17 protein-coding genes and 1 pseudogene are annotated in these 22,640 nt (G+C 68.9%); 15 read left to right on the top strand and 3 right to left on the bottom strand.

What is annotated here, in order from left to right:
- Positions 1–49: 49 nt before the first annotated feature.
- Positions 50–475: pseudogene (locus tag LNK82_RS48590) on the top strand (transposase); the annotation flags it as partial.
- A 101-nt stretch (positions 476–576) separates the two neighbouring features.
- Here LNK82_RS48590 and LNK82_RS11805 read toward each other — a convergent pair.
- Positions 577–1,692 (bottom strand): helix-turn-helix domain-containing protein, encoded by a 1,116-nt coding sequence (locus LNK82_RS11805; RefSeq protein WP_230566990.1) that lies wholly within the window; start codon positions 1,690–1,692, stop codon positions 577–579.
- Positions 1,693–1,974: 282 nt separating this feature from the next.
- On the opposite strand from LNK82_RS11805, the gene LNK82_RS11800 reads away from it, so the two are divergent.
- The 5 genes from LNK82_RS11800 to LNK82_RS11780 all read left to right on the top strand — a co-directional run bounded on the left by LNK82_RS11800 (position 1,975) and on the right by LNK82_RS11780 (position 7,588).
- Positions 1,975–2,964: a CBASS oligonucleotide cyclase gene (locus LNK82_RS11800; RefSeq protein WP_230566989.1), complete on the top strand. Its 990-nt coding sequence runs from the start codon at positions 1,975–1,977 to the stop codon at positions 2,962–2,964.
- Positions 2,965–2,966: 2 nt separating this feature from the next.
- Positions 2,967–3,479, top strand: a complete 513-nt coding sequence (locus LNK82_RS11795; protein WP_230566988.1) for an HORMA-1 domain-containing protein — start codon at positions 2,967–2,969, stop codon at positions 3,477–3,479.
- On the top strand, positions 3,476–4,387 hold the full coding sequence (locus LNK82_RS11790; RefSeq protein WP_230566987.1) for an AAA family ATPase: 912 nt from the start codon (positions 3,476–3,478) through the stop codon (positions 4,385–4,387). Before LNK82_RS11795 ends, LNK82_RS11790 begins: the two co-directional genes overlap by 4 nt.
- Positions 4,384–5,853 carry an SAVED domain-containing protein gene (locus tag LNK82_RS11785; protein ID WP_230566986.1) on the top strand — a complete coding sequence of 490 codons (1,470 nt, stop codon included), beginning with the start codon at positions 4,384–4,386 and terminating at the stop codon, positions 5,851–5,853. The genes LNK82_RS11790 and LNK82_RS11785 overlap by 4 nt, the downstream gene beginning before the upstream one ends.
- A gap of 475 nt (positions 5,854–6,328) precedes the next feature.
- Positions 6,329–7,588 carry a site-specific integrase gene (locus LNK82_RS11780; RefSeq protein WP_230566985.1) on the top strand — a complete coding sequence of 420 codons (1,260 nt, stop codon included), beginning with the start codon at positions 6,329–6,331 and terminating at the stop codon, positions 7,586–7,588.
- A gap of 2 nt (positions 7,589–7,590) precedes the next feature.
- On the opposite strand, the gene LNK82_RS11775 is transcribed toward LNK82_RS11780, so the two are convergent.
- Complete coding sequence (locus LNK82_RS11775) at positions 7,591–8,805, bottom strand: NsdA family TPR-like regulatory protein (RefSeq protein ID WP_230566984.1); 1,215 nt, start codon at positions 8,803–8,805, stop codon at positions 7,591–7,593.
- Here LNK82_RS11775 and LNK82_RS11770 point away from each other — a divergent pair.
- From LNK82_RS11770 to LNK82_RS11755, 4 genes are all read left to right on the top strand, one after another.
- Entirely contained in the window at positions 8,768–9,586 is an 819-nt protein-coding gene (locus LNK82_RS11770) for an RHS repeat-associated core domain-containing protein (RefSeq protein ID WP_230566983.1), read from the top strand. The two genes, LNK82_RS11775 and LNK82_RS11770, sit on opposite strands and share 38 nt — an antisense overlap.
- A 254-nt stretch (positions 9,587–9,840) precedes the next feature.
- Positions 9,841–10,611, top strand: a complete 771-nt coding sequence (locus LNK82_RS11765; RefSeq protein WP_230566982.1) for a HEAT repeat domain-containing protein — start codon at positions 9,841–9,843, stop codon at positions 10,609–10,611.
- A gap of 866 nt (positions 10,612–11,477) precedes the next feature.
- Entirely contained in the window at positions 11,478–12,008 is a 531-nt protein-coding gene (locus LNK82_RS11760; protein ID WP_230566981.1) for a cupin domain-containing protein, read from the top strand.
- Positions 12,009–12,063: 55 nt separating this feature from the next.
- Positions 12,064–12,666 carry a malonic semialdehyde reductase gene (locus tag LNK82_RS11755; RefSeq protein ID WP_230566980.1) on the top strand — a complete coding sequence of 201 codons (603 nt, stop codon included), beginning with the start codon at positions 12,064–12,066 and terminating at the stop codon, positions 12,664–12,666.
- Between the two features lie 72 nt (positions 12,667–12,738).
- Here LNK82_RS11755 and LNK82_RS11750 read toward each other — a convergent pair whose 3' ends face one another.
- Positions 12,739–13,179 (bottom strand): cupin domain-containing protein, encoded by a 441-nt coding sequence (locus LNK82_RS11750; protein ID WP_230566979.1) that lies wholly within the window; start codon positions 13,177–13,179, stop codon positions 12,739–12,741.
- Between the two features lie 451 nt (positions 13,180–13,630).
- On the opposite strand from LNK82_RS11750, the gene LNK82_RS11745 reads away from it, so the two are divergent.
- The 5 genes from LNK82_RS11745 (at position 13,631) to LNK82_RS11725 (ending at position 22,443) form a co-directional block, all read left to right on the top strand.
- The gene (locus LNK82_RS11745; protein WP_230566978.1) at positions 13,631–14,863 is read left to right on the top strand and encodes a 3-deoxy-7-phosphoheptulonate synthase; all 1,233 of its coding nucleotides are present in this window, start codon (positions 13,631–13,633) and stop codon (positions 14,861–14,863) included.
- Positions 14,864–15,007: 144 nt separating this feature from the next.
- Positions 15,008–17,893: a helix-turn-helix transcriptional regulator gene (locus LNK82_RS11740; protein ID WP_308257200.1), complete on the top strand. Its 2,886-nt coding sequence runs from the start codon at positions 15,008–15,010 to the stop codon at positions 17,891–17,893.
- A 108-nt stretch (positions 17,894–18,001) separates the two neighbouring features.
- Positions 18,002–19,621, top strand: coding sequence for an FAD-dependent monooxygenase (locus tag LNK82_RS11735; RefSeq protein WP_230566976.1), 1,620 nt, complete (start codon positions 18,002–18,004; stop codon positions 19,619–19,621).
- 145 nt (positions 19,622–19,766) lie between these two features.
- The gene (locus LNK82_RS11730) at positions 19,767–21,710 is read left to right on the top strand and encodes an anthranilate synthase family protein (RefSeq protein ID WP_230566975.1); all 1,944 of its coding nucleotides are present in this window, start codon (positions 19,767–19,769) and stop codon (positions 21,708–21,710) included.
- Between the two features lie 19 nt (positions 21,711–21,729).
- Complete coding sequence (locus LNK82_RS11725) at positions 21,730–22,443, top strand: DsbA family oxidoreductase (protein ID WP_230567170.1); 714 nt, start codon at positions 21,730–21,732, stop codon at positions 22,441–22,443.
- The last annotated feature ends 197 nt before the right edge of the window (positions 22,444–22,640 follow it).

Raw genomic sequence — 22,640 nt, 5'->3', positions numbered from 1 at the left:
TGTGCGACGCCTCGACCAGGTCTCCAGCACCTGAAGTTCGCCATCGGACCGGTGCGCGATCCCGGACGCAGTCCGGCACCGAGGGAAGTGGCGGCTGGTGCTGGACATGCTCGACGAGATCACCGGCTGGGCCTGCCTTCCCGATCGGTCGTCGCGGACGCGGGCTACGGCGACACGACCACCTTCCGTCTGGTGCTGACCGAGCGCGGCCTGGCCTATGCGCTGGCCGTGCACTCCAACACCACCGCCCACCCGGCCTCGGCGGTGCCGTGACGGCCGACTACGGCGGCATCGGCCGCTGGCCGCTACCGCGCTATCCCGAGCCCGCGGTGAATCTGAAGACCCTGGCCGTGTCCGCGGGCCGATCGGCGGGGCGATTCGTGGTCTGGCGCGCCACGGCTCCCACAAGATAGCCGCCAGTCCCACCGGGCGGATGCGATCCCGCTTCGATGCGCAGGGAAGCCGGGTCGAACCCGGTCCCCCGGTAGACACACCCTCCCACCGCCACCGAGACTGGCGTGACCCATACTGCTCGAATATCTGCATGAATACTCTGCGCGCTACACGCCGTCAAGTTCAAAACTCCACACGCGGCCGTTCGCTGATATCGCGGTTGAGCAGGGTGCGAACGTCCGCTTCGGGCAATCCTGAGCGGCGGATAAACTCGGAAAATGAGACCCCGGTCGTTTCCGTGAGTTCCAGCGCACGCCGTAGTAGTACCGGAGCCTCCGGGTTCCCCAGCGGACCGGGCTCCACCTTTCGCCATCCACGCACCGACAAGGCTTTCCATGCCTGCGCGTAAATGTGCTCACTCATGACCCCGAGCGTCTTTGCTCGGACCAACAGGGCCGCCAGTGAGACGTGCCACTTTGCCTTCAGTCGGAGCAATGCGGGCCAGTCGAGCCGAGCCGGAAGTTCGGGTTTGATGTCGTTGGCTGGCATGAGGAACGCGGCGGCGAAATCGTTGGCTTGATTCTCAGTAGCCTTGTCGCCGACCTGGCCATGGACGCCATGCAGGACGAGGTGCCCTAGTTCGTGGGCTGCGTCGAAGCGCGAGCGGTCGCGCAACCCCTTGTCGGCCCCCAGGGCGACGACGGGCCTGTCAGGGAAGTCGACGCAGAATGCGTCGACTTTCTCGATGCTGACACGGAAGCGAACAACGACCATCCCGTTCGTTTCAAGCAGCCTCACCACGTCCTGAATTGGACCAGGAGGGACGTTCCAATGGTTGCGCACCTGGGCTGCGGCTTGTTCGATATCAGCAGCTTGTAGGGGCTGTCCTTCGTCGACTGGAACGCGCGGCAGATTGAGATCCGGCAGTGCAACGTATTTTTCGAGCTCGAGTGCAAGTTCCCGTGCAAGGTGAACGTAGGCCAGTGCTTGCTGGCGATCTCGAGGAGAGGTGGACCTGAGGCTTCGAAAGAATCCGTCGAGCTGCTCCTGGGCAGGAGGACGGGCCGGGGCGGCGAAGAAAGACGGCGGCACGCGCAGCGCCACCGAGAGCCGGCGCAGAGTCGATGCGGCGGGCCTGGTGTGCCCATTCTCGAACTGGCTGACCGAGGCCGCCGTGACGGAGCCAACTTCCCGGGCCAGTTGCACCTGGGTAAGCCCTCGAAGCTCGCGCGCCATCCGCAGTCTGGCCCGGTCGAACAGGGCCGCGATGTCGCCGAGGTCCAGTTGCGGGTCGCTCACGTCTCGTCTCCGCGCCAGTCCACGTCCGCTGGTGAGCGGACGATCCTCGATCTTGATCGGTCCACTCGCATCTTAGGCACACCTTGGTTACCGCTGAGTCAAGTTGCAGTAATTCCCGGCGGCGCGCCCGGATGAGGTGTAGCGACTCAACGGTACCCTTCGTCGTGTACTCTCGCCAAAACCTGGAAGATGATGTTCAAATCTGAGGCACCCGCACGCGGGGGATGGAGTCGTAGAAGTGAGGGTTCAGGAGTACGCGAGGGACGGCAGGGGGTTGCGGACGTGACGCCGAAGATCACGCATGCCGAGGTGGCGGCCTTCGCGGAACGGGCGGTGAACCTGTCGCGTGACACCGCGATCGAGAGACGTAGGCAGGTGAACACGCTGCGCGACCGCCTGAAGTCGCACATTGCGCGCAACCCCGGGTTTTCGCTGGTGAAGATGCTGCATGCGGGCTCGGTGGCCAAGGGGACGGCGCTGCGTACGTTCAACGACTTCGACGTGGCGATCTACGTCAAGCGCGACGACGCGCCCGTCGATGAAGCCGAACTCGTGGAGTGGATCGCCGAGCGGCTCCGCGCGGCGTACAAGGGACTGCTCGACCCGTCACAAATCACGCCGGGCACGCACTGCGTGAACGTCCACTTCAAGTCCACCGGTACCGATGTCGATGTCGTGCCGGTGCTCTACGAAGGCGACGCCGATGATCGCGGTTACTTGATCGCCAAGGATGCCGTTGACCGGACCGACTGGTTGCTCACCAGCGTCCGGCTGCACCTCGACTTCGTTCAGAACCGGAAGGACGACTGTCCTGACGACTGGGCGCAGGTGGTGCGCCTGGTGAAGTGGTGGGTTCGCGAGCAGGTCATGAGCAGCCCGCCGGGAGACAAGTTCCGGTTCAAGTCGTTCATGATCGAACTGCTCTGCGCGCACCTGCTGGACACCGCGCGCATCGACTTCACCGACTACGTCACTGCGTTGGAGGGCTTCTTCGACTACATCGTGCGGACGGAGCTCGGTGAACGGATCGCGTTCGACACGTACTACCCGGCGTCGGACCTGCCGAACGCACGGGTCGGGGAGATCGAGATTTTCGACCCGGTCAATCCGGCGAACAACACCGCCCGCCAGTATGAGCACCGGGACCGTGTCCGAATCGTGGACGCGGCCGAGGCCTCCCTGGACGCCATCACCGAGGCGAGCTTCGCCACGACGAAGGACCAGGCCGTGAAGTGCTGGCAGGTCGTGCTCGGCAGCAGGTTCCGGGGGTAGCCATGACCACGTCCTATACGCGCTCCGAGTCCGAGACTTACAGCCTGACCTCCGCCAAGTACGTCGCCTCGAAGATCGCCACCGATCTGCGACAGGTGCAGCGTTACTACGGCCGTCCCTCCGACACCGACATCACCGACTACGCCCTGGAGGCGGCGCTGCTGTCCCACGGCGGCTACGTCGACAAGGTCATCTACGGCTTCCAGCGTAACGGGTCCTGGGTCCCCGTCACGCTGGAGTACACCAGCGCCAACGGAACCCTGGTCGCGGACGATCGCGCAGGCGGGATCGACCGCCACGCCGACACCAGCGGCACCGTGTTCACCAGCTTCCTGTACTACAGCTGGAAGTGGTCCCAGCTGACCGGCGCCGACCGGGACAACTTCACCGAACTGCTCCCCTTCACTCGTACCAGCGCCCCGGCTCCCGGCTATACGGGCGGCTATCACACCTCCGATCGCACCTACTCGGCCCACGGGACGGGATTCACCAGGAGCACGTACCGATCACTATGACCACCACCAGCAACGACCTGTTCGAGGACGACCTCGACCTCCCCGATCCCCTCGCCCAGCAGCGCTACGCACACTTGATCGGGCTCGACCACGTCAAGACCCGTCTGGCCAAAGAAGCCGAACTGATCCTGCAACCGCACCTCTTGCGTGAGTGGAGTCTCCGCACCCACAACACCGTGCTGCCCGCAGTCGACCGGCTGACCCACCGACCGCCCCTGATCATCTTCGCCGGCGACGTCGGCACCGGAAAGACCACCCTCGCGGAGACCTTCGCCGACGCCATCGCCCGTCGACACCGCATCGACGTGCGCGTCAAGCGGCTGAGCCTGCGCGCCCGCGGCACCGGCGCCGTGGGCGAAATGACCCGGCTGATCGGGACCGCATTCGACGTCGTACTCGACGAGGCCCGCGCAGCCGGCTCGACACGACCCACCATCCTCATCATCGACGAGGCCGACGCCCTGGCCCAATCCCGCGAAGCCAGCCAAATGCACCACGAGGACCGAGCCGGGGTGAACGCGCTGATCCGCGGCATCAGCCAGATCGCCACCGAAGCACCCGGCGTCCTGGTCATCATGTGCACCAACCGCATCGGCGCCCTCGACCCCGCGATCCGCCGCAGGGCCGCGGCCGAGTTCGACTTTATCCGCCCCGACGAAACCCAACGCGCTGCCATCATTACCGCTCTTTTCGAGGGAGTCCACCTCAGCCCGTCGGACCTGGAGCACCTGGCACAGTTGACCGGACCAGACGCGCGCGGATACGGCCACACCTATTCCGACTTGGTCGACCGAGTGCTCGCCGCAACCTGTCTGGCCGCCTACCCCGACCGCCCCGTCACCGCCCAACTCATCGCCGAACAGATCCGCACCTGCCCGCCGACGCCTCCGTTCACGGCACAGTCATGAAGCAGGTGGCAGCCGCAACCCGTCCGAGTGCTAGCGGCGCCCGCCTGACCGGCGATGACGTCCAGCACGCCGTGGCCTGGCACGCCGCCCTACGTACTTTGGTCCCGCACACCAGGGTCCAAGCCGTCACCGTCGAAGCCGCCCACGTTGGCAATGTCGACGACGTCGTGATCACCAAGGACCCCGGCCCCAACGAATACCTCCAGGTCAAGGCGACGGTGTCCGCACAGCGAGCCGCGACACTCGACTGGTTGTGCGAACCGACCCGGACCGGCGGGGCCAGCATCCTGCAACGGTTCCACCACGCATGGACCGACCTGTCTCGAAACGAGATGCACCCCCAGTTGACTCTGGTCACCAGTCGCTCCATCGACCCCGCCGACCCGATCCTGACCCTGCGCAATCGCAACGACCGGCTTGGCGAGCGACTCCAGCACGCGACGACGGCTAACGCTCTCGCGGCCCGCAGCCGCCTCATCGAACACCTGGGCTGCACCGACGACGAACTGTTCGACTTCCTCGCCGACCTGCGGCTACGCACCGATGCATCCGAAGCCGTCTGGCGAGACCATGTGGCCGAGATCAGCTACGCCGCTGGCGTCCGCGCCGACGACACCGCCTTCCGCCTCGGTATCACCGAAGTCCGGGAATGGGTCAAGACCAGCCGCGTGGAGAGAACAGCCAGCGACGTCCGGGATGCGCTTGACCGGCTCGGGCTTCACGTCACCGAGCCGTTCACCATCCTCGCCATCAACTCCCTCGACGACCACACCGCGCATCCCGACGCCGCGATCACCCTCGACTGGGTTGACAGGTTCCGCGGCAGCGAGGCCCGCAACCGTCGGGGCTTGAAGAACCCGCAGGAATGGGAAACCGTCCTTCGCCCACAACTTGCTGCAGCTCAGCACACACTGCGCAACCTCCGCGCCCGCCGCATCCTCATCACCGGCACCATGCGGCTTCCCACCTGGTTCACCGCAGGAGTGATGTTCCAGGAAACTGCAGGGTTCACCCCTGCAAAGATCAAAGACGGGCAACTCTGGACCCTGCCGACCGGCCACGTCACCCCCGCAGCGATCTCCCTGTCCCACCCTCTCACCGACCTGCCAGCCGGACAGGACGTTGCTCTCGCTGTCGCAATCTCCGCCGACCTGACCGCCGACGTCCGCCAACACCTCGCCTCAACTGGCCGCGATATTCCCCTGCTGACCGTTCGGCCATCAGTAGGCACGTCCAACACAAGCATCACCGGCGTGGACCACGCCTTCGGAGTCGCGCTCGCCATCCGCGACCTCGCACGCGAGATCGCCCGCACCATCAAACCCCCGATTCTACATCTCTTCCTCGCCACACCCGCAGGATTCGCCGTCCTCCTCGGCGGAATCTGGGACCGAGTCCCCACCACCCAAACCTACGAAGACCTCGCAGCCAACGGCTACGAACCAGCATTCACCATCCCCAACTAGACCTGCATGTGCCGATTGGTCAGTCCGGTGGCCTTCGCGGCGCGTATGCGGTCCTCGGCGCGGGCCCGGCGCGCCGTACTGGGCCGCCTCCTAACTTGACGCGCAAACCCTGGCCGACGGCGGCTACGACGGTGTGGGCGTCAGCGTGTTCACGCCGGTCAAACAGCCTGCCGACGGCCGGGCGCTCGACGTGGCTGCACGTCGCTCTGACTGAGAGCAGGTTACGGCTTGTCGATAGAGGGAGACGTCCTGCGTTGCATTGAGAGTGTTATTCGTGTCTTGATCACAAGTGGGTGTCTCGTTGTGTGCATGCCCCCGAAGCGAGCAGTTGACGCTGGTTGAGCGGACGGTGAATCCGTGTGCTTCCTGTCGGAGCCGGACCGGGGGCACTGCGCCTGACCAGGCGTTACAACCGAAGATGTTGATCACAAGTTGATCAGTGGGTGCGGCGCTGGGTGCGAGTGGCCTTGGGTCTATGAGTGCTGCACGCGTTCCGGAGGGTCGCCGGCGCGGTGAGATCGAGCAGCGGGGGGACACGCTGCGGGTCAAGGTCTACGCCGGACTTGACCCCGTCACAGGTAAGCGGGTCTACCTTCGGGTGACCATCCAGGGCACCAGCAAGGCAGCGTGGAAGCGCGCCGAGAAGAAGCGCAACGAGCTCGTCGTCCAGGTGGACAAGCAGTGCTCGACGCCTTCGGCCGTTCGCCTCGACCACGCCATAGACCGGTGGCTCGCGACGAACGAACTTGAGGAAAGCACACGTAAGGCCTACGTCGGGTACATCGAGCGGACCATCAAGCCGGCGCTCGGGGCGATCGCGGTCAACAAGCTGGGCGCGCTGGAGTTGGAGAGCTCTTACACGGAGCTTCGCCGGTGCCGCGTCCGCTGCGACCGCAAGCCGTTCATCGAGAAGCACAACGCCGAAGGTGACCACGACTGCGTGGCGGAGAAGTGCAAGCCGCACGTCTGCAAGGGCATGGCCGCGTCCACCGTGCGCCAGATCCACTCGATCATCAGCGGCACCATGAACGCGGCGGCGCGCTGGGACTGGATCACGCTCAACCCGGCAAAGCTCGCGCGTCGCACGAAGCAGAAGCCACCGGAGCCGGACCCGCCTACCTCCGCTGAGGCCGCGCGGTTGGTCGAAGAGGCGTTCCGGATGGATGACGACTGGGGCACCCTCGTGTGGTTGGTCATGACCACGGGGATGCGTCGCGGGGAGCTGTGTGGGCTTCGCTTCAACCGGGTGGACTTGGACGCTGAGGTCATCGACCTCCGTCGGAACTGGGTCGGCGGCAAGGAGAAGGACACCAAGACCCACCAGAACCGCCGGATCGCGCTGGACTCGGAAACCGTCGCGCTGCTCCGCGAGCACCGTGAGCGCGTGGCCGAGCGGGTGCGTTCGGTCGGTGGCGAGTTCACCGAAGATCTGTTCGTGTTCAACGGTACCCGGTCGCTCGACCACAAGCAGCCATACTCGCCGAACGCAGTCACTCAGCGGTACAAGGACATGGCGATCCGGCTCGAGATCGACACTCACTTGCACGCGCTGAGGCACTACTCGGCAACAGAGTTGCTGACCGTTGGTGTAGACCTCCGCACGGTTGCCGGTCGTCTCGGTCACGGTGGGGGAGGCGCGACCACATTGCGCGTCTACGCCGCGTGGGTAGCCGCGTCGGACCGCAAGGTCGCCGAAATTCTGGGGTCACGGATGCCGAAGCGGGCACGCAAGTGACCTCAGCTCGTCAGGGCTTCCAGCCTCCGGCGCTGGCGCACTGACCCGACTTGCGCGGCGAGAAGTCGTGCGCGCTCGGCATGGGCGGACGCGTCACGCCGTTCGCCGTGCACCGACAACACGTGCACCAAGTCGACCCGTAGCGCTGTTTCCGCCCGTGCGAACTCCGGGTGCAACCTGTCGAGCACGCCGGACAGGACTTCTACCGCCGCTGGCTCACCAAGACGTGCCAACGCACCGCCGCGCCATCTGGTCAGGTGCGTTCCGTCGAACACCAGGAACGGCGCTTCTGCGTCGTCGGAGTCGGTCGGCATGATCCACTCAGCGTGGTCGAAGGTGCGAAGGCTGCCGTCACGGTCACCGGCCGCAGCAAGCGCTTCACCATGACCAGCCAACAGCCACGAGGTGAGCAATCCCGGTGCGCGGTGTTCCGCAACAGCACACGCGTACCGCGTCAACTCGACTGCTGATTCCGTCTCTCCGACGTCGAGCAGCACGACGGCTTGTCCGGCGCAGGCGTAAGCCTCCAGCGCGCTCGACTCCGCGACGCGTGCGGCGCTTCGGGCCTGTTCGTAGTGCTCCCAAGATTCCCGTAGCAAACCCTGGTCGAGCGACTGCCAGCCCGCGAGCGTGGACGCGTCGACCAGCACCCGCGCGAGCGCAATTCTCGACTGTTGGTCGAGGACGTTCCCGAGCAGGTTCCACATCTGCCTGATCTGTGCCCGTAGCTCGCCGAGCAACACCGATGCGCCGAGCCGTCGATCAATGACCCGCGTGAGGTCGAGCTTCTGCTGAAGCAGCGAGACGGTCTCCCGGTCGACGGCCCGACCGCACCTGATTCGTGCCCGCAGCTCCAACGCCTCGGCCGACCACGCTTGCGCTTCGGCTGGCAAGGTTGTCGTGGGCTTCAAGAGCCGGTCGATCGGCACGCCGAGCATTTCCTCAAGCAGTCGCTTGGTGCCTGCCCGGACCGGTCCCAACGGTCGGCCGTCGGTGCGTCGACCCGTTGCCAGACGGTTGACGTGGCGAGCGCTGAGGGTGGCGTCAATGCCGTGTTCGTAGGCGAACAGGTTGGCCTGTTCGCTGAACTGCTCGGGCGTCAGCCCGCGCTCGTGGAGCAGCTCGCCCAGCAGCGTGCTTCGGTGCCTTGCCACCACCGGGACTTCGGTGGTGACCAACGTGCGGTACGACGACCACGGCAACACGACCCAGTACACGATCAGCGGAGCTACCACGTACCTGTCGTGGGACGGTGCGGACCGCAACATCGCATTGCGTACCGACGGCGCGGATCCGGCGGACGTCTCTTACACCAGGGATGGCAACGACCGGATCATTCGCCGCAGCGCGGTGCAAGGCGATACGGCGGCGGACATTCGCTACGGCTACAGCGGCAGCGGCGACAGCGCGGACTTCGCCCTGACCGGTGGGGACAAGCGGGTCATGTCCCGCAGCGTCAGCCTGCCTGGTGGAGTGCTCTACACCTGGAAGCCGGTCGCGGCCGAGGTCACGTTCGACTACCCGACGGTGCGTGGTGACCTCGTCCTGACCACGGGTGCGGACGGGAAGCGGGTAGGCGAGCTGCGCCAGTACAACCCGTTCGGCGAGGCCGTCGGGACCGCCGATGCCAACGACGGCCTTCCCGACAACCAGCCCGGTCATATGGACTACGGCTGGCTCGGTCAGCACCAGCGTCCGCACGAGCACGCCGGTGCGCTGTCCATCGTCCAAATGGGAGCCCGGCCCTACAGCCCGCTGTTGGGTCGGTTCCTGTCGGTCGACCCTGAGGAAGGCGGCAGCGCCAACGACTACGACTACGTCAATGGCGACCCGGTCAACACCAGCGACCTCGATGGGCGATGCCCCTTCTGCATTTTCGCGGCCGGCATGGGAATCCGTGCGGCTGCCCCGTGGATCGCGCGGACGGCAGCACCATGGGTCGCACGCACGGCGGCACCGTGGGTGGTACGTCAGGCTATGGGCGGGCTCAGGGGGTAGGCACCAAGTTCGCCGTCGCCAAGGTCCAGGCCAAGAACATCGTGCGCGGCGCCACGACCTGGTATAAGGACAAGGTGCAGCCGAGAGTCATTCGGGTCACGTATAACCCGGTGGTTCAGCGCTGTAGAGAAGGATACCGGTACACCAGCCAGGCTATCGTCCATCTGCAGGGCGGTCCGTGGTGGTGGAAGCCGGCCGTAAGCGCTCTCGGTTGCATCGGCAGAGTGCTCCGGGGCCGCTGAAAGGAAGTCAGATTGTCGACAGACGCAGCTCTCGCCGCAGTGCTGGACGTGGACTCGCCAGAGCGGCTGGGCCACATCCGGTTCCTGATCGAGAGTACCGAGGACGGGCTCGACGAGAGGATGCTGGCCCTGATCGACGATCAACCGCTTGGGGTGGAGTCGGTGCTCTGTCGTGTACTGGCGGAGCGGCGGCCCGATCGCGATCCGACGTACGTGCTCGACCGATTCCGGCGATCAAAGCCGGGGAAGTCACATCCGGTGGACGGCTGGCTCCGGCGGCTGGCATACCGCAACCCATTGGGTGTGCTGTACGGGATTCCCCGGCTTCGGCTGGCGTCGCCGGTCGAGCACTACGCGCGGGATGTGGTGTCCTGGCGCGCCACCCGTCGGCTCCTCGCTGTGCTATCCCTTGGTGACACGGCGGACCCCGTCGCGGTGCCGCACGTCGTGACGGCGTTGCGGGACCGGAAGTGGGGGGTTCGGCTGGAGGCCACCAATGCCATTCGGCGGCTTGTGAGGGATGGTGCGGTGGGGCCCCAGGCGGTGGACGCGGTGGCGGACGCGCTCGTCGGCTGTTTGTCGGATCGCAGGCTGAAGGTGGTCGAGCACGCGGCGGCTGCCCTGTCCATCCACCCTCTGCGGGAACGGTTGATCCAGGAGCGGCGTTCGTCTGGATTGACGGCCGATGCCGTGGCGGTTGTCGACGCGGTGCTCGATGGCAAGCGGCCTCCACTGGAGCCCACTTGGGCAGGCGACATCGGTTCGGCGAACGAAAAGGAATAGCAGCAAGACCGCTTGTACAGTGAAATAACTAGCCGCCACCGTGAATGGGGTCCGTCGATTTCGGCGGACCCCATTCACGGCGTGGCGCGCCGGCGGCAGTCGGTTGAAGGCATGAGAGTCCTGTGTCGAGAATTCGTCGGCAGTTGTGGTACACGGGAATTCGAATGGACTCAACCGTACCCTCCAGGCCGCCAGGTGCCGTCCGATCGTCGGTGGCTCATGTTTCCGCCGCAGTTCGTCGGCTGTCTGATCGAGCGGCAGGCGGATGAGGAACATCAGGTCACCGGCCTCTCGGGTTGGCCGCGCCCACGGTGGCGGTGGCGACGAAGATCGCCTTCACCGGTGGTCGACGCCGCCGAGCACGTGAAGTCGATGATGCCGCGTTGACCGACGCGGTCGTGTGGTCCGGCCGCACGCGAACACGGCCCCGTCACCGAGGTACTTGATGGCGACGTCCGGAATGGACCCCAGGACGATGTCGGTGATCGTGCGGTGGAGTCGTTGACGTCCACGACCGCACCCGGCACTGGCTCGACATCGGCTGGGCCGCACACGCCGTCACCGACTCGCTGAGCGCGGTCGTGCACGCCGACGCGATGGGGATCGTGGCGCGGAGCGGTCCGCCGAAGTTCCCGGCCGCGGTGCAGTCCGAGCGCGAGGCTCGAAAGCGCGGTGCGTCGGCGTCGTCTGGGTGGGGGTTGGTGCGTCGTCGTTCGCGGCGGAGCAGTTCGAGGGAGGGCGCGTAGGCGCGCCGGTCGGGGACGTGGTCAGCGGTGGAGATCCCATGAACACGTGATGTGGCGCCGTGCCCCACCTCGGAATGCTGGTCGTGTCATTCGGTAGGGGAACCACACGACGGAGTGAAGATGAGCGATGGATTCGTGCTGTCGCCGGGTGGGGGCAAGCCGATCGGCCACCAGCTGAGCCTGAAGGTGGGTGAGGCGCACACGCCGAACCTGTTGGCGGTCGAGTGCAGGTTCGGTCCGGGGTTCGACGTCGGGGCGCACATCCACGCCCACCACGAAGAGATCTTCTACGTGCTGGAGGGCGAGCTCGAGCTATTCGCCTTCGAGCCGCGGGTGCGCACGAGCGAGCCCGGCTCGTGGCGGGACTGGGAGTCGGCCGACGGCTCCCGGGTGGCCCGGGCGACGGTCGGCAGCGTGATGTACGTCCCGAGCGGAACGCCGCACGCGTTCAGGAACCCCGGCCCGGGCCCGATGCGGATGCTGTTCATCGCGGCGCCCGCTGGTCACGAGCACTACCAGCAGGAGATCGCCGACCTGCTCGCCGACCCGCCGTCCGATGAAGAGCTGCTGCGCGAGGCGGTGGCCGAGCTCCGGCGGAAGCACCACACCGAGCAGCTGACCCCGGCAGTCCGCTCCCCCGAGGACCTCTGATCCCCCGGATCCGAGCGGCTGATCACCATGCATGGCGCTGGAAAGGAAATGTCTGATGTCCTCCAACCACGTGCTGCTCGACGAGCGGGCGCAGGACCTGCTGTTCCGCGAGGCGCGCACGGCGAACACGTTCACCGACGAACCGGTCGGCGACGAGAAGATCGCCGCGCTCTACGACCTGGTGAAGTGGGCGCCCACCTCGTTCAACCAGCAGCCGCTGCGGGTGGCGCTGATCCGGTCGGAGGAGGCGAAGAGCCGCCTGGTCCCGCTCATGTGGGACAGCAACCAGGCCAAGACGGCGGCGGCCCCGCTGACCGCCATCCTGGCCGCGGACCTGCGGTTCGACGAGTTGCTCCCCGAGGTGTTCCCGATCTTCCCCCAGGCGAAGGACGTCTTCTTCGCCAAGGAGGAGGCTCGGCTGGAAGCGGCGATGCTGAACACCACCCTGCAGATCGGGTACTTCATCATCGGAGCACGGGCGGTCGGCCTGGCGGCCGGGCCGATGACCGGCTTCTTCGCGGACAAGGTCACTGAGGAGTTCTTCGACGCCGGCCGCCACCAGGCCCTCGTCGTCGTGAACCTCGGCAAGCCGGGCCCGGACGCGTGGTTCGACCGCCAACCGCGCCTCGCCTACGACCGGGTGTTCAGGAGCTACTGACCTCACGGACCCCACGCCTGGTCCACCGACCACCCGGCCGGTGGACCAGGCGTGGGGTCCCCGGCTTCGCCCTCACGCGAGCTTGCTGACGGCGAAGAAGAACCGCTCGTGCCCGCCCGGCGTGTAGATGCGGATCATCCGCCCGGCCTCGTCGCCCGAGTTCCGCCAGACGTGCGCGGTGCCGCGGGGAACCAAGGCGTAGTCGCCCGGCTTCATGACGAACGACCGCTCTCCCGCGCGCACCTCGAACTCGCCACTGAGCACGTAGAACGACTCGTCCGTGTCGTCGTGCACGTGCTCGGGTGGGCCGCCCCTCGCGGGCACGACCGTGTCCACGACGGCGAGTGCCCTGCCCGCTTGGTCGGTCGTCACCATGAAGGTGTACGTGTACTGCGCGGGTTCGGCACCGCCGACCGATTCCGGTGAGGGTTCCTCGGGGACCAGCAGGGAAATTCCCTCACCGGCCGGCACGAAGACCACCTCCGGCGCTGGAGAATCATTCTCGTAGGTCATCCCCGTCGCTCCGCCGACCGTTTCCGCATACTCTCAAGAGTGCCGATCGGTGAGCGCCGTCGCATCCCGTGTTCACGGGATTCCACCAGATTATGAAAGTCCGCACATCTTCCTGCCCTGTTGGTGGTGTCCGACGAGGACGCCCGACGACGGGATCGGGGCACGGCATCGAAGCGCGGAGGGGCGGACGCGCCGGCCGCTCCGCTCACCGATCGGTGCTGGTCGGCCGGTCGACCGCGCCCGAAGGGGCCGGCACGGGTGGGCGACACTACCCGAGCAAGTAGTACCTGCGAATTGTCGCTTGGGCTACTTTTGCTAGTCGAGATCATGGGTGCTCCGCTGGGGGTCGGCCGCAACGACGGGGTGCTCGTCGCGTCGAACTCCGTCCGTCCTCGGGTCGTGTTACCGGTTGATCACGTGCGTCCGCAGACAATGCGACAATGGGGGAAGCGTGTCCGGAGATGCGAGAAGACTGTCCGAGCCGTTCGACTTCCGGTTCCCGGCCGCCGACCTCGACCAGTGGAAGGCATTTCCGGCTGCCCAGCAACCGGACTGGGGCGACGGTTGGCTGGTGGACAAGGTCCGCGCCGACCTGGCCGGCATGCCCGGGCTCGTCCGGTGGTCCGAGGTGGACGCGTTGCGCGATGCCCTCGCCGACGTGTCGGCGGGTCGGGCGCAGGTCATCCAGGCGGGGGACTGCGCCGAGGACCCGGACGAGTGCGTGCCGGAGGTGCTCGGCCGCAAGGTCGGCCTGCTCGACGCGCTCGCCGGGGTGATGCGGGTCGGGTCCGGCAAGCCGGTCGTCCAGGTGGGCCGGATCGCCGGGCAGTTCGCCAAGCCCCGGTCGCAGGCGCTGGAGCGGCACGGCGACGTCGACCTGCCGGTGTACCGCGGGCCGATGGTGAACAGCCCTGAGCCCGTGCTGTCCCGGCGGCGCGCGGATCCACTGCGGATGCTGGTCTGCTATCGAGCCGCCGGTGTCGCCATGGACTACCTGAGGCGCGGTCCGGGCACCGCACCCGCGCGGCCGCCGGTGTGGGCCAGCCACGAGGCGCTGGTGCTCGACTACGAGGTCCCCCTGCTCAGGCACGACGGCACCGGTCGCCTCATGCTGGCGTCGACGCACTGGCCGTGGATCGGCGAGCGCACGCGCGACCCGGACGGCGCGCACGTCAACCTGCTCGCGGCGGTGCGCAACCCGGTCGCGTGCAAGGTCGGTCCGCTGGTCACCCGGTCGGACCTGCTCGCGCTGTGCGAGAGGCTCGACCCGGACCGGGAACCGGGCAGGCTCGCGCTGATCGCCCGGTTCGGCGCCACCTCCGTGGCGGACCGGCTGCCCGCGATGGTGTCGGCGGTGCGCGCGGCCGGCCACCCGGTGATCTGGCTCTGCGATCCGATGCACGGCAACACCGTGCGCGCGCCGAACGGGCGCAAGACGCGTTTGCTGGACGTCCTGCGTCGCGAGGTGCGGGAATTCCGGGGCGCGGTGCTCGCGGGCGGAGGCGTGCCCGGTGGCCTGCACCTGGAGACGACCCCGGCCGACGTGGACGAGTGCGTGACCGACGAGTCCGAGGTCGACCGCGTGGGCGAGCGCCTCTACACCACGCTGTGCGATCCGCGGTTGAACCCGGAGCAGGCAGTGGCGGTGGCGTCGGTCTGGGACCGTCCTCCGCCCGTCGACTGATGCCGGGATTCCACGTCGGTCGGAACACCGCGCCACGCGCTGATCACCGCGCGGCGGCGCGAAACCCGTCCGGGGCGAGTGCCCGGGAATCGCGCTGTCCGGCTGAACCGGATCAGCACCGCGCGCTAACCTCGTTCACATGCGCTGGGACCACCGTGCGTCCTGCGGGTTTCCAGCACACCAATCACGTGCGGGGTCGGGCATGAATGGTGCGAGGGGGAGGCGGCCATCCAGCTGACCAAGGCTCCGATCGTCGGCCGAGACGAGTGGCTGGCCGACATCGCCGTCACGTTGACCGAGGTCGCCCAGGGCAAGGGCGGTTGCGTGGTCGTCGAGGGTCTCGCGGGGGTCGGCAAGAGCAGGTTGCTCGCGGCCGCCGCCGAGCAGGCGGTGGCCAAGGGGATGGTGGTCGCCGAGGCCCGGCACACGGAGCTGGACCGGATCGCACCTCTCGGTGCGCTGCTCCGCGCGCTGCGCGCGACGGTGCCGCAGGTGCTCGACGCCGACGCGGTGGAAGCGCTCTCCGACCTGCGGGGCAGCCGGTTCTACCAGCTCGACCGCCTGGGCGAGCTGATCGAGGAGTTCGCGGGCAGGCAGTCGCTCCTCGTCCTCCTGGACGACGCCCAGTGGGCTGACGAGCTGACCGCGCTCGCGCTGCGCACGCTCGTGCCCGCGTTGCGGTCGTCGGGAGTCCTGTGGCTGATCGCCCGGCGGCCCCAACCAGCCGGGTCCCACGCCGGGGAAGCGGTGGACTGGCTCGTGTCGGAGGGCGCGCGGCGGTTGACGCTGGGACCGCTGCCCCCGGCCGAGGTGCGCAGGTTGTGCTCGCTCGTGCTCGACGCCGAACCCGACCCCGAGGTGCTGCTGCTGGCCGAACGCGGCGGCGGCAACCCGTTCCTGGTCGAACAGCTGTTGATCACGATGGTCGAGGACGGGCGCATAGCCGTGCGGGACGGCAAGGCCACGGTGATCGAGGGCGAGTTGCCGTCCACCTTCGTCAGCGCGGTCGACCACCGGCTGCGCGACCTCACCCCCAGCGCGCGGCGGCTGCTGGACGTGGCGTCGGTGCTCGGCCGGTCGTTCAGCTTGCACGAGGCGGCCGGGCTGGCGGGCATCCCGACCGCGCGGATGCTCACCGCCGTGGACGAGACGACCAGGGCGGGAATCCTGGTGAACTCCGGCGCCGAGTTGGCGTTCGCCCACGACCTGCTGCGCGAAGCCGTGTACCAGTCGCTGTCGGGTGCGGTTCGGCGTGCGCTGCACCGGGAGGCGACGACCGTGCTGCGGTACGAGGGCCGCCCGGTCGTCGAAGTCGTGGAGCACATGATCCGCAGCGCCCGCAAGGGCGACCGGCCGGCCATCGACACGATGCGCGAGGCCGCGGCGGACATCGCGCTGCGGACCCCCGCCACCGCGGCGGAACTGCTGGTCAACGCCCTCGACCTGATGGATCCCGCGGACGCCGACCGGCCGGCCCTGCTGGCCGAGGTGGTCAGGCTGCTGGCCGCCGCGGGCAGGTTGGTGCAGGCCCGCGAACTCGCCGACAGCGCGTTGCGGCAGGGCTTGGACGTCGAGAGCGAAGCGGCCATCCTGGTCGGTCTCGCCGAGGCGCTGAAGCACGCCGGTGAGGACTCCGCGGTGGTCGAGTCGACCACCGCCGCGCTGGCCAGGACGGGTGTGCCGGCAGCGGCCCGGGCGCAGCTGCTCGCCGTCCGCTCGCACGCCCTGCTCTACGTCGACGACCTGGCCGGCGCCGATGAGGCAGGAGCCGAGGCGGTGCGGGTGGGCACCGAGGCCGACGAGCCGGCGGCGGTGGTGTTCGGCGCCGTCGCCCGCAGCGTGGTGGCGCGGTCCAGCGGCTACCTCGACCGGTCCGTCGAGCTGGCCAGGGACGCGACCGAGCTCGCCGAGACCTCGGGTGGCGAAGCGCGCTGGCGCCACCCGGCGCTGTGGCTGGGCCGCGCGCTGGTCTGCGCCGACCGGCTCCAGGAGGCCGAGGCGATCTACGAGCGGGGCCGCCGGGAGGCCGAACGGGCGGGCACCGTGTGGTCGCAGCCGCTGTGGCACTTCTACCGCGCCGAACTGCTGCTGGCCTCGGGGCGGTTGGACGACGCGAAGGCGGAGGCCGAGGCCGGGTTGCTGGTCACCGAGCGGACGTCGGCCCGTGCGACCGCCGTGGGCCTGTACGCGATCCTCGCCGAGGTCGCGCTGCACCGCGACGAGCTGCCCGAGGCGGTCGAGCACGTCGAGCGGGCCAAGGCGCTGCTCGCCGCCGGCGTCGGAGCCATGCCCGAGGACCTCGATTGGGCGGTCGCCCTCGTGCACCACACCCGCGGCGACCCGGACGCGGCGATCGAGGTGCTGCGGGGCGACTACGAGGCGCTGCCGGGCCGGTTCGTGCTGTTCGTCCACCACCCCACCGCGGCGCCGTGGATGGTGCGGCTCGCGCAGGAGTCCGGTCACCACGACTGGGCCCGCGAGGCGGTGCGGGCCATGGACCTCCTCGCCCGGAACAACCCGGCGGTCGCGTCGCTCGTCGGCGCCGCGGCCCAGGCCGAAGGGCTGCTGCGCGACGATCCGGCCCTGCTCCGCTCAGCGGTCGAGGTGCAGCGGTCCGGCCCGCGACCGCTCGGCTTGGCGTCCGCGATGGAGGACCTGGCTGCGGCGGAGCACGCCGCGGGCCGTCGCCCGAGTGCCGTGTCGCTGTTGGACGAGGCGCTCGACGTGTACGCGCGGTGCGGGGCCGTCCGCGATCACGCACGGGTGCTGAAAGCGCTGCGGTCGTTGGGCGTCCGCCGTCGGACGCAGGCGGCCCCGACCCCGGCGCGCACGGGCTGGGCGAGCCTCACCGAGGCTGAGATGCGGGTGGCCCGGCTGGTCGCGCAGGGGTTGAGCAACCGAGCGGCGGCCGAGCGGCTGTTCCTGTCCCCGCACACGGTGGACACTCACCTCCGGCACGCGTTCGCCAAGCTCGGCGTGTCCAGCCGGGTGGAGCTCACCCGGCGCGTGATGGAACACGAAAGGCAGTGAGGAACCGGGCTCCCACGCGTGAATCACGTGAACGCGCGATGGTCCGGCCCCGGACGGGTGGCAGGCTCGACGGAGGTACCTCCCTACGTCCTCCGGAGCTCTTCGTCGATGGTCACGACGCACAAGTCGCCCGCACCCGCTGAAGTCGACGTCCTGGTGGTCGGCGCCGGTCCGGTGGGTGCGACGCTCGCCTTGGAGCTGGCCCGGCACGGGGTGTCGAGCCTGGTCGTGGAGCGCGCCGAGCACGTGTCGCGCCACCCCAAGATGGACTTCGTCAACGGCCGCAGCATGGAGCTGCTCCGGCGGCTCGGGTTGGTCGACGCCATCCGCGAGCTGGGCGTGCCCTCGGACCACCCGTTCACCTTCCTGTGGACGCGGGACTTCGCGGACGACCCGCTGACCGGGTGGACCTACCCGTCGGTGGACGAACTCCGCCTCCGGATGGCGGCCGCCAATGACGGCACCCAGCCGCGCGAGCCCTACCAGCGCGTGCTGGGCTCGCTGCTGGAGCGGTTGGGCCGGGAGCACTGCCGGGCGAACGACTTGGTGCGGCTGCGGGAAGGCTGGACCGTCGTCTCGCTGACCCAGGACGGCGACGGTGTCACGGTCTCCCTGAGGCACACCGCGACGGGGGAACGCGACCAGGTGCGCACGCGCTGGCTCGCCGCGTGCGACGGGGCCAACAGCACCGTGCGCGAGCAGTGCGGCATCGCGATGGACGACGTCGGGCAGCGGGCGCTGCACTGCGACGTGTACTTCAGCAGCACCGACCCCGTGCTGGCCAAGCACGGGCGCTTCTTCCTCGCCAACGCCACCCGGGGCCTCACCCTGGTCTCCCGGGACGGCACGTCGACCTGGACGGGCACCTTCCCGCTGCCGGGTGACGAGCCGTTCCGGGGTGACCCGGTGGAGGTGGTCCGGGAGCGGCTCGGCGTCGACCTCCAGGTGGACGAGGTGCTCGCCGTCGCGCACTGGGAGGGCCGCCTCGCCGTGGCGCGGACCTACCGGAAGGGCGCGGTGTTCCTGGTCGGCGACGCGGCGCACCAGTTCTACCCGACGGGCGGGCACGGGGCCAACACCGGTTTGGGCGATGCCGTCGACCTCGGCTGGAAGCTCGCCGCCGTCGTCAACGGTTGGGGTGGGCCGCGGCTGCTCGACAGCTACGAGGCCGAGCGGCGCGGTGTCGCGCTGTTCAACCGCGAGATGTGCGCGAACCTGCTGGAGGTGTGGCGGCGCTTCCCGACACTGGCCGCCCACGGGGCGAGCGCGGCCGAGATCGTCGGCTTCCTCGATCGCGAACGGCACCAGATCGACAACGCCGGCATCCACTTCGGGCACCGCTACCGCCACTCGCCCGTGGTGCGGCACGAGGAGGGCGCCGAGCCGCCCTGGGACTGGCGGTCGATCGTGCCGACCACCTGGCCGGGCGGCCGGGCGCCGAGCGTCCGGCTCGAGGACGGGACCGAGGTGTTCGACCTGCTCGGCCCGGAGATGACCCTCGTGGACACGTCCGGCAGGGGCGCCGGACGGCCGCTGGTCGACGCGGCCGAGCGGCTGGGGGTGCCGCTCACCTCCGTGTCGGTGCCCGACCGCCACGTGGCCGAGGTGTGGGAGCGGGACCTCGTGCTCGTCCGACCGGACCACCACGTCGCCTGGCGCGGCAACGCCTCCGAGCTGCCGGCTGACTGCACGGCCCTGCTCGACCTCGTCCGCGGGCAGGTGTCGTGACCGTGCCGGACACCGCCGGAGCGAGTGGTCGTCCCCGATCCGGGGCGCAGTAGCGATTTCGGGTCGACGCCCGGTGCGCGGCAGGGGGCCGCCGCCGCGTCGGCTCCCAGTGCTCGACGGTTCGACCAAGGGGGAACGGGCAGTGATGGGTGCGGTTGTTCTCAGGGAGTCCGCGGCCGAGGTGGTGCGGCGCGTCCTCTCGCCGCGGACGCCACCGTTCGCACTGTTGCACCGGGTCTCGGCCAAGGGCGGTGCACGGGTGGAGTTCCTCACCGGTGAACTGTCCACGGTGGACAGGTTGGCGGACCTGCCGGACGTCACGTCGCCGGGTTCCGCCGCGCTCGTCCTGGTGCCCCACCGGCAGTTGGCCGAACGGGGTTTCGAGTGCGTCGACGACGGCACGCCGCTGGTGGTGATGCGGGTGTCGCACCGGGCCGACCTCGCGGTGCCGGACTTCCTCGACGCCGTCCCGGACGTCGACATCCGCCTGCGCGACAAGAGGTTCTCCCTGGACGACCGGGAGTACGCACGCCTGGTGCGGCGGGTGGTGGCCGAGGAGATCGGCCGGGGCGTCGGGGCGAACTTCGTGCTCAAGCGCTCGCTGCTGGCCCACGTCGAGGACTACTCCACGCGCACCGCGCTGGCGGCGTTCAGCCGGCTGCTGCGCCACGAGAGCGGTGCTTACTGGACGTTCCTGGTGCACACCGGCACTCGGACGCTCATCGGCGCGTCACCCGAGCGGCACGTCAGCGTGGTCGACGGCACGGCGACGATGAACCCGATCAGCGGCACGTACCGCTACCCGCCGTCCGGCGGCTCGATCGAGGACGTCCTCGGCTTCCTCGACGACCGCAAGGAGGTCGACGAGCTGCACATGGTGCTGGACGAAGAGCTGAAGATGATGGGCCGGATCTGCGAGTCCGGCGGCCGGGTCGTCGGGCCCGCGCTCAAGGCGATGGCCCGTGTCGCGCACACCGAGTACCTGATCACCGGCCGGACCTCGATGGACCCCCGGCACATCCTCCGGGAGACGATGTTCGCGCCCACGGTCATCGGGAGCCCCCTGGAGAGCGCGTGCCGGGTGGTCGCCCGGCACGAGCCGGCCGGCCGCGGGTACTACAGCGGGGTGGTGGCGCTGATCGACCGCGACGCCCGCGGCGAGCGGGGTCTGGACTCGGCGATCGTGATCAGGACCGCGGACGTCGACGCGACCGGGCGGCTGCGGCTCGACGTCGGGGCGACGCTCGTGCGCCACTCCGATCCCGCTTCCGAGTCCGCTGAGACCAGGGCGAAGGCCGCCGGGCTGCTGGCGGCGCTCGGCGGCCGGGACTCGGTGCCGGACGGGCCGGTGGCCGGCGTGACACCCCTGATCAGCCAGTGGCGGAACCATCCGGTGCTCGTGGAAGCGTTGCGGTCGCGCAACGACCGGCTCGCCCGCTTCTGGCTGCGACCGCACACCGGGCGACAGGCCGTGATCGACGGGCCCCCGGTGCTGGTCGTCGACTTCGAGGACACCTTCACCGCGATGCTGCGCCACCAGCTCTCCTCGCTGGGGCTGTCGGTTCGCGTCGCGCGGTACGACGACGAGTTCCGGATCACCGACCACAGCCTGGTGGTGGCCGGGCCCGGTCCGGGTGACCCCGGGGACGTCGGCCACCCGAAGATCGCCGCCGCGCACCGCCTGCTGCGCGACGCGCTGGCGCGGGGCGTCCCCCTGCTCGCGATCTGCCTGTCCCACCAGGTGCTGTCACACCTGCTGGGGTTGCGGGTGCTGCGGCGGCCGGTGCCGGGCCAGGGCGAGCAGAAGGTCATCGACTTCTTCGGCCGCTCGCGGCGCTGCGGTTTCTACAACACGTTCGCCGCCTGCGCGGACACCGACCGGGTGCTGGCGCCGCTGGGGCGGGGACTGGTCGAGCTGTCGCGCGACCCCGTCAGCGGCGAGGTGCACGGGATGCGCGGCCGGGGGTTCGCGTCGGTGCAGTTCCACCCGGAGTCGGTGCTGACCGTCGACGGGATCGACGTCCTCGACGAACTGACGAGTGCCCTGATGGCCGGTGACCGGCGGAGGGCCGGAGCCACCGCGGGCTGAGCGGAAGGTAGGCGTGAAGATGGCTGCACACCCCGATGTGGCGAGCGACCTGGTGAACCCCGCCCTTCGCACGGTGACGGTCTGGTCCGACACCAGTTGCCCGTGGAGCGCGCTCGCGCTGCACACGTTGCACACCAGGGCGCGCGAGCGGGACGTCGAAGTGCTGATCGACCACCGCGCCTTCCCGCTGGAGCTGTTCAACGGGATACCGACGCCGAAGCACATCGTCGACGTCGAGGTCGTGGCGATCGCCGGTGCCCTGCCGGAGCTCGGCTGGAAGGCGTGGCACGGCCCGGTCGAGTCCTACCCGGTGACCACGCTGCCGGCGATGGAAGCGGTCCAGGCAGCGAAGGACCCCGCCGTGGGCGGCCTGCTCGGCAGCGACGAGCTGGACACCGCCCTGCGTCGAGCCTTCTTCGTGGACAGCCGGTGCGTCAGCGTCCACTCGGTGATCCTGGAGCTCGCCAGGGACTGCGAGCACGTCGACCACGACCGGCTGGCCGAGGCGATGGCCCGCGGGGCGGGCAGGGAAGCGGTGTACCGGCAGTGGTCCGTGGCGCGAGGGCCGCGGGTGCAGGGCAGTCCGCACCTGTTCGCGGCCAACGGCTACGCCGAGCACAACCCGGGCGCGACCTACCACTGGACCGGTGAGCCGCCCGCGGGTTTTCCACGGCTGGACGAATACCGGCGCGAGTGGGTGGACGAACTGCTGGACGGTTTCGCCGACTCCTGACCGCGCGCGACTCTTCTTCGCCGACATCTCCCGGTCGGCCTTCCCGACCGTTCCTTTATGGGTGGGCGGGAGCGTGCGTTCCAACCGGTCGAGGAGAAGTGCCTACCCACTCGAGTAGTGGGAGGCGCCGAAGCGCTCGGTTAACGTCGGTGATGGCCGGCCGGCTGGTGGACAGACCGGCCTGAACGGCACTTCCC

The organism is Saccharothrix luteola, assembly GCF_020859565.1.
GTDB lineage: Bacteria > Actinomycetota > Actinomycetes > Mycobacteriales > Pseudonocardiaceae > Actinosynnema > Actinosynnema luteola.
The sequence above is the reverse complement of the archived record's forward strand: the minus strand, read 5'-3'. Positions and strand labels throughout refer to the sequence as shown.

What these genes read in the sequence shown, in the direction of transcription:
- LNK82_RS11785 (WP_230566986.1), top strand. Translation starts at nt 4,384, where the DNA reads ATGAAGCAGGTGGCAGCCGCAACCCGTCCGAGTGCTAGCGGCGCCCGC.
- LNK82_RS11735 (WP_230566976.1), top strand. Translation starts at nt 18,002, where the DNA reads ATGGTCACGACGCACAAGTCGCCCGCACCCGCTGAAGTCGACGTCCTG.
- LNK82_RS11755 (WP_230566980.1), top strand. Translation starts at nt 12,064, where the DNA reads ATGTCCTCCAACCACGTGCTGCTCGACGAGCGGGCGCAGGACCTGCTG.
- LNK82_RS11725 (WP_230567170.1), top strand. Translation starts at nt 21,730, where the DNA reads ATGGCTGCACACCCCGATGTGGCGAGCGACCTGGTGAACCCCGCCCTT.
- LNK82_RS11730 (WP_230566975.1), top strand. Translation starts at nt 19,767, where the DNA reads ATGGGTGCGGTTGTTCTCAGGGAGTCCGCGGCCGAGGTGGTGCGGCGC.
- LNK82_RS11760 (WP_230566981.1), top strand. Translation starts at nt 11,478, where the DNA reads ATGAGCGATGGATTCGTGCTGTCGCCGGGTGGGGGCAAGCCGATCGGC.
- LNK82_RS11795 (WP_230566988.1), top strand. Translation starts at nt 2,967, where the DNA reads ATGACCACGTCCTATACGCGCTCCGAGTCCGAGACTTACAGCCTGACC.
- LNK82_RS11790 (WP_230566987.1), top strand. Translation starts at nt 3,476, where the DNA reads ATGACCACCACCAGCAACGACCTGTTCGAGGACGACCTCGACCTCCCC.
- LNK82_RS11750 (WP_230566979.1), bottom strand. Translation starts at nt 13,179, where the DNA reads ATGACCTACGAGAATGATTCTCCAGCGCCGGAGGTGGTCTTCGTGCCG.
- LNK82_RS11780 (WP_230566985.1), top strand. Translation starts at nt 6,329, where the DNA reads ATGAGTGCTGCACGCGTTCCGGAGGGTCGCCGGCGCGGTGAGATCGAG.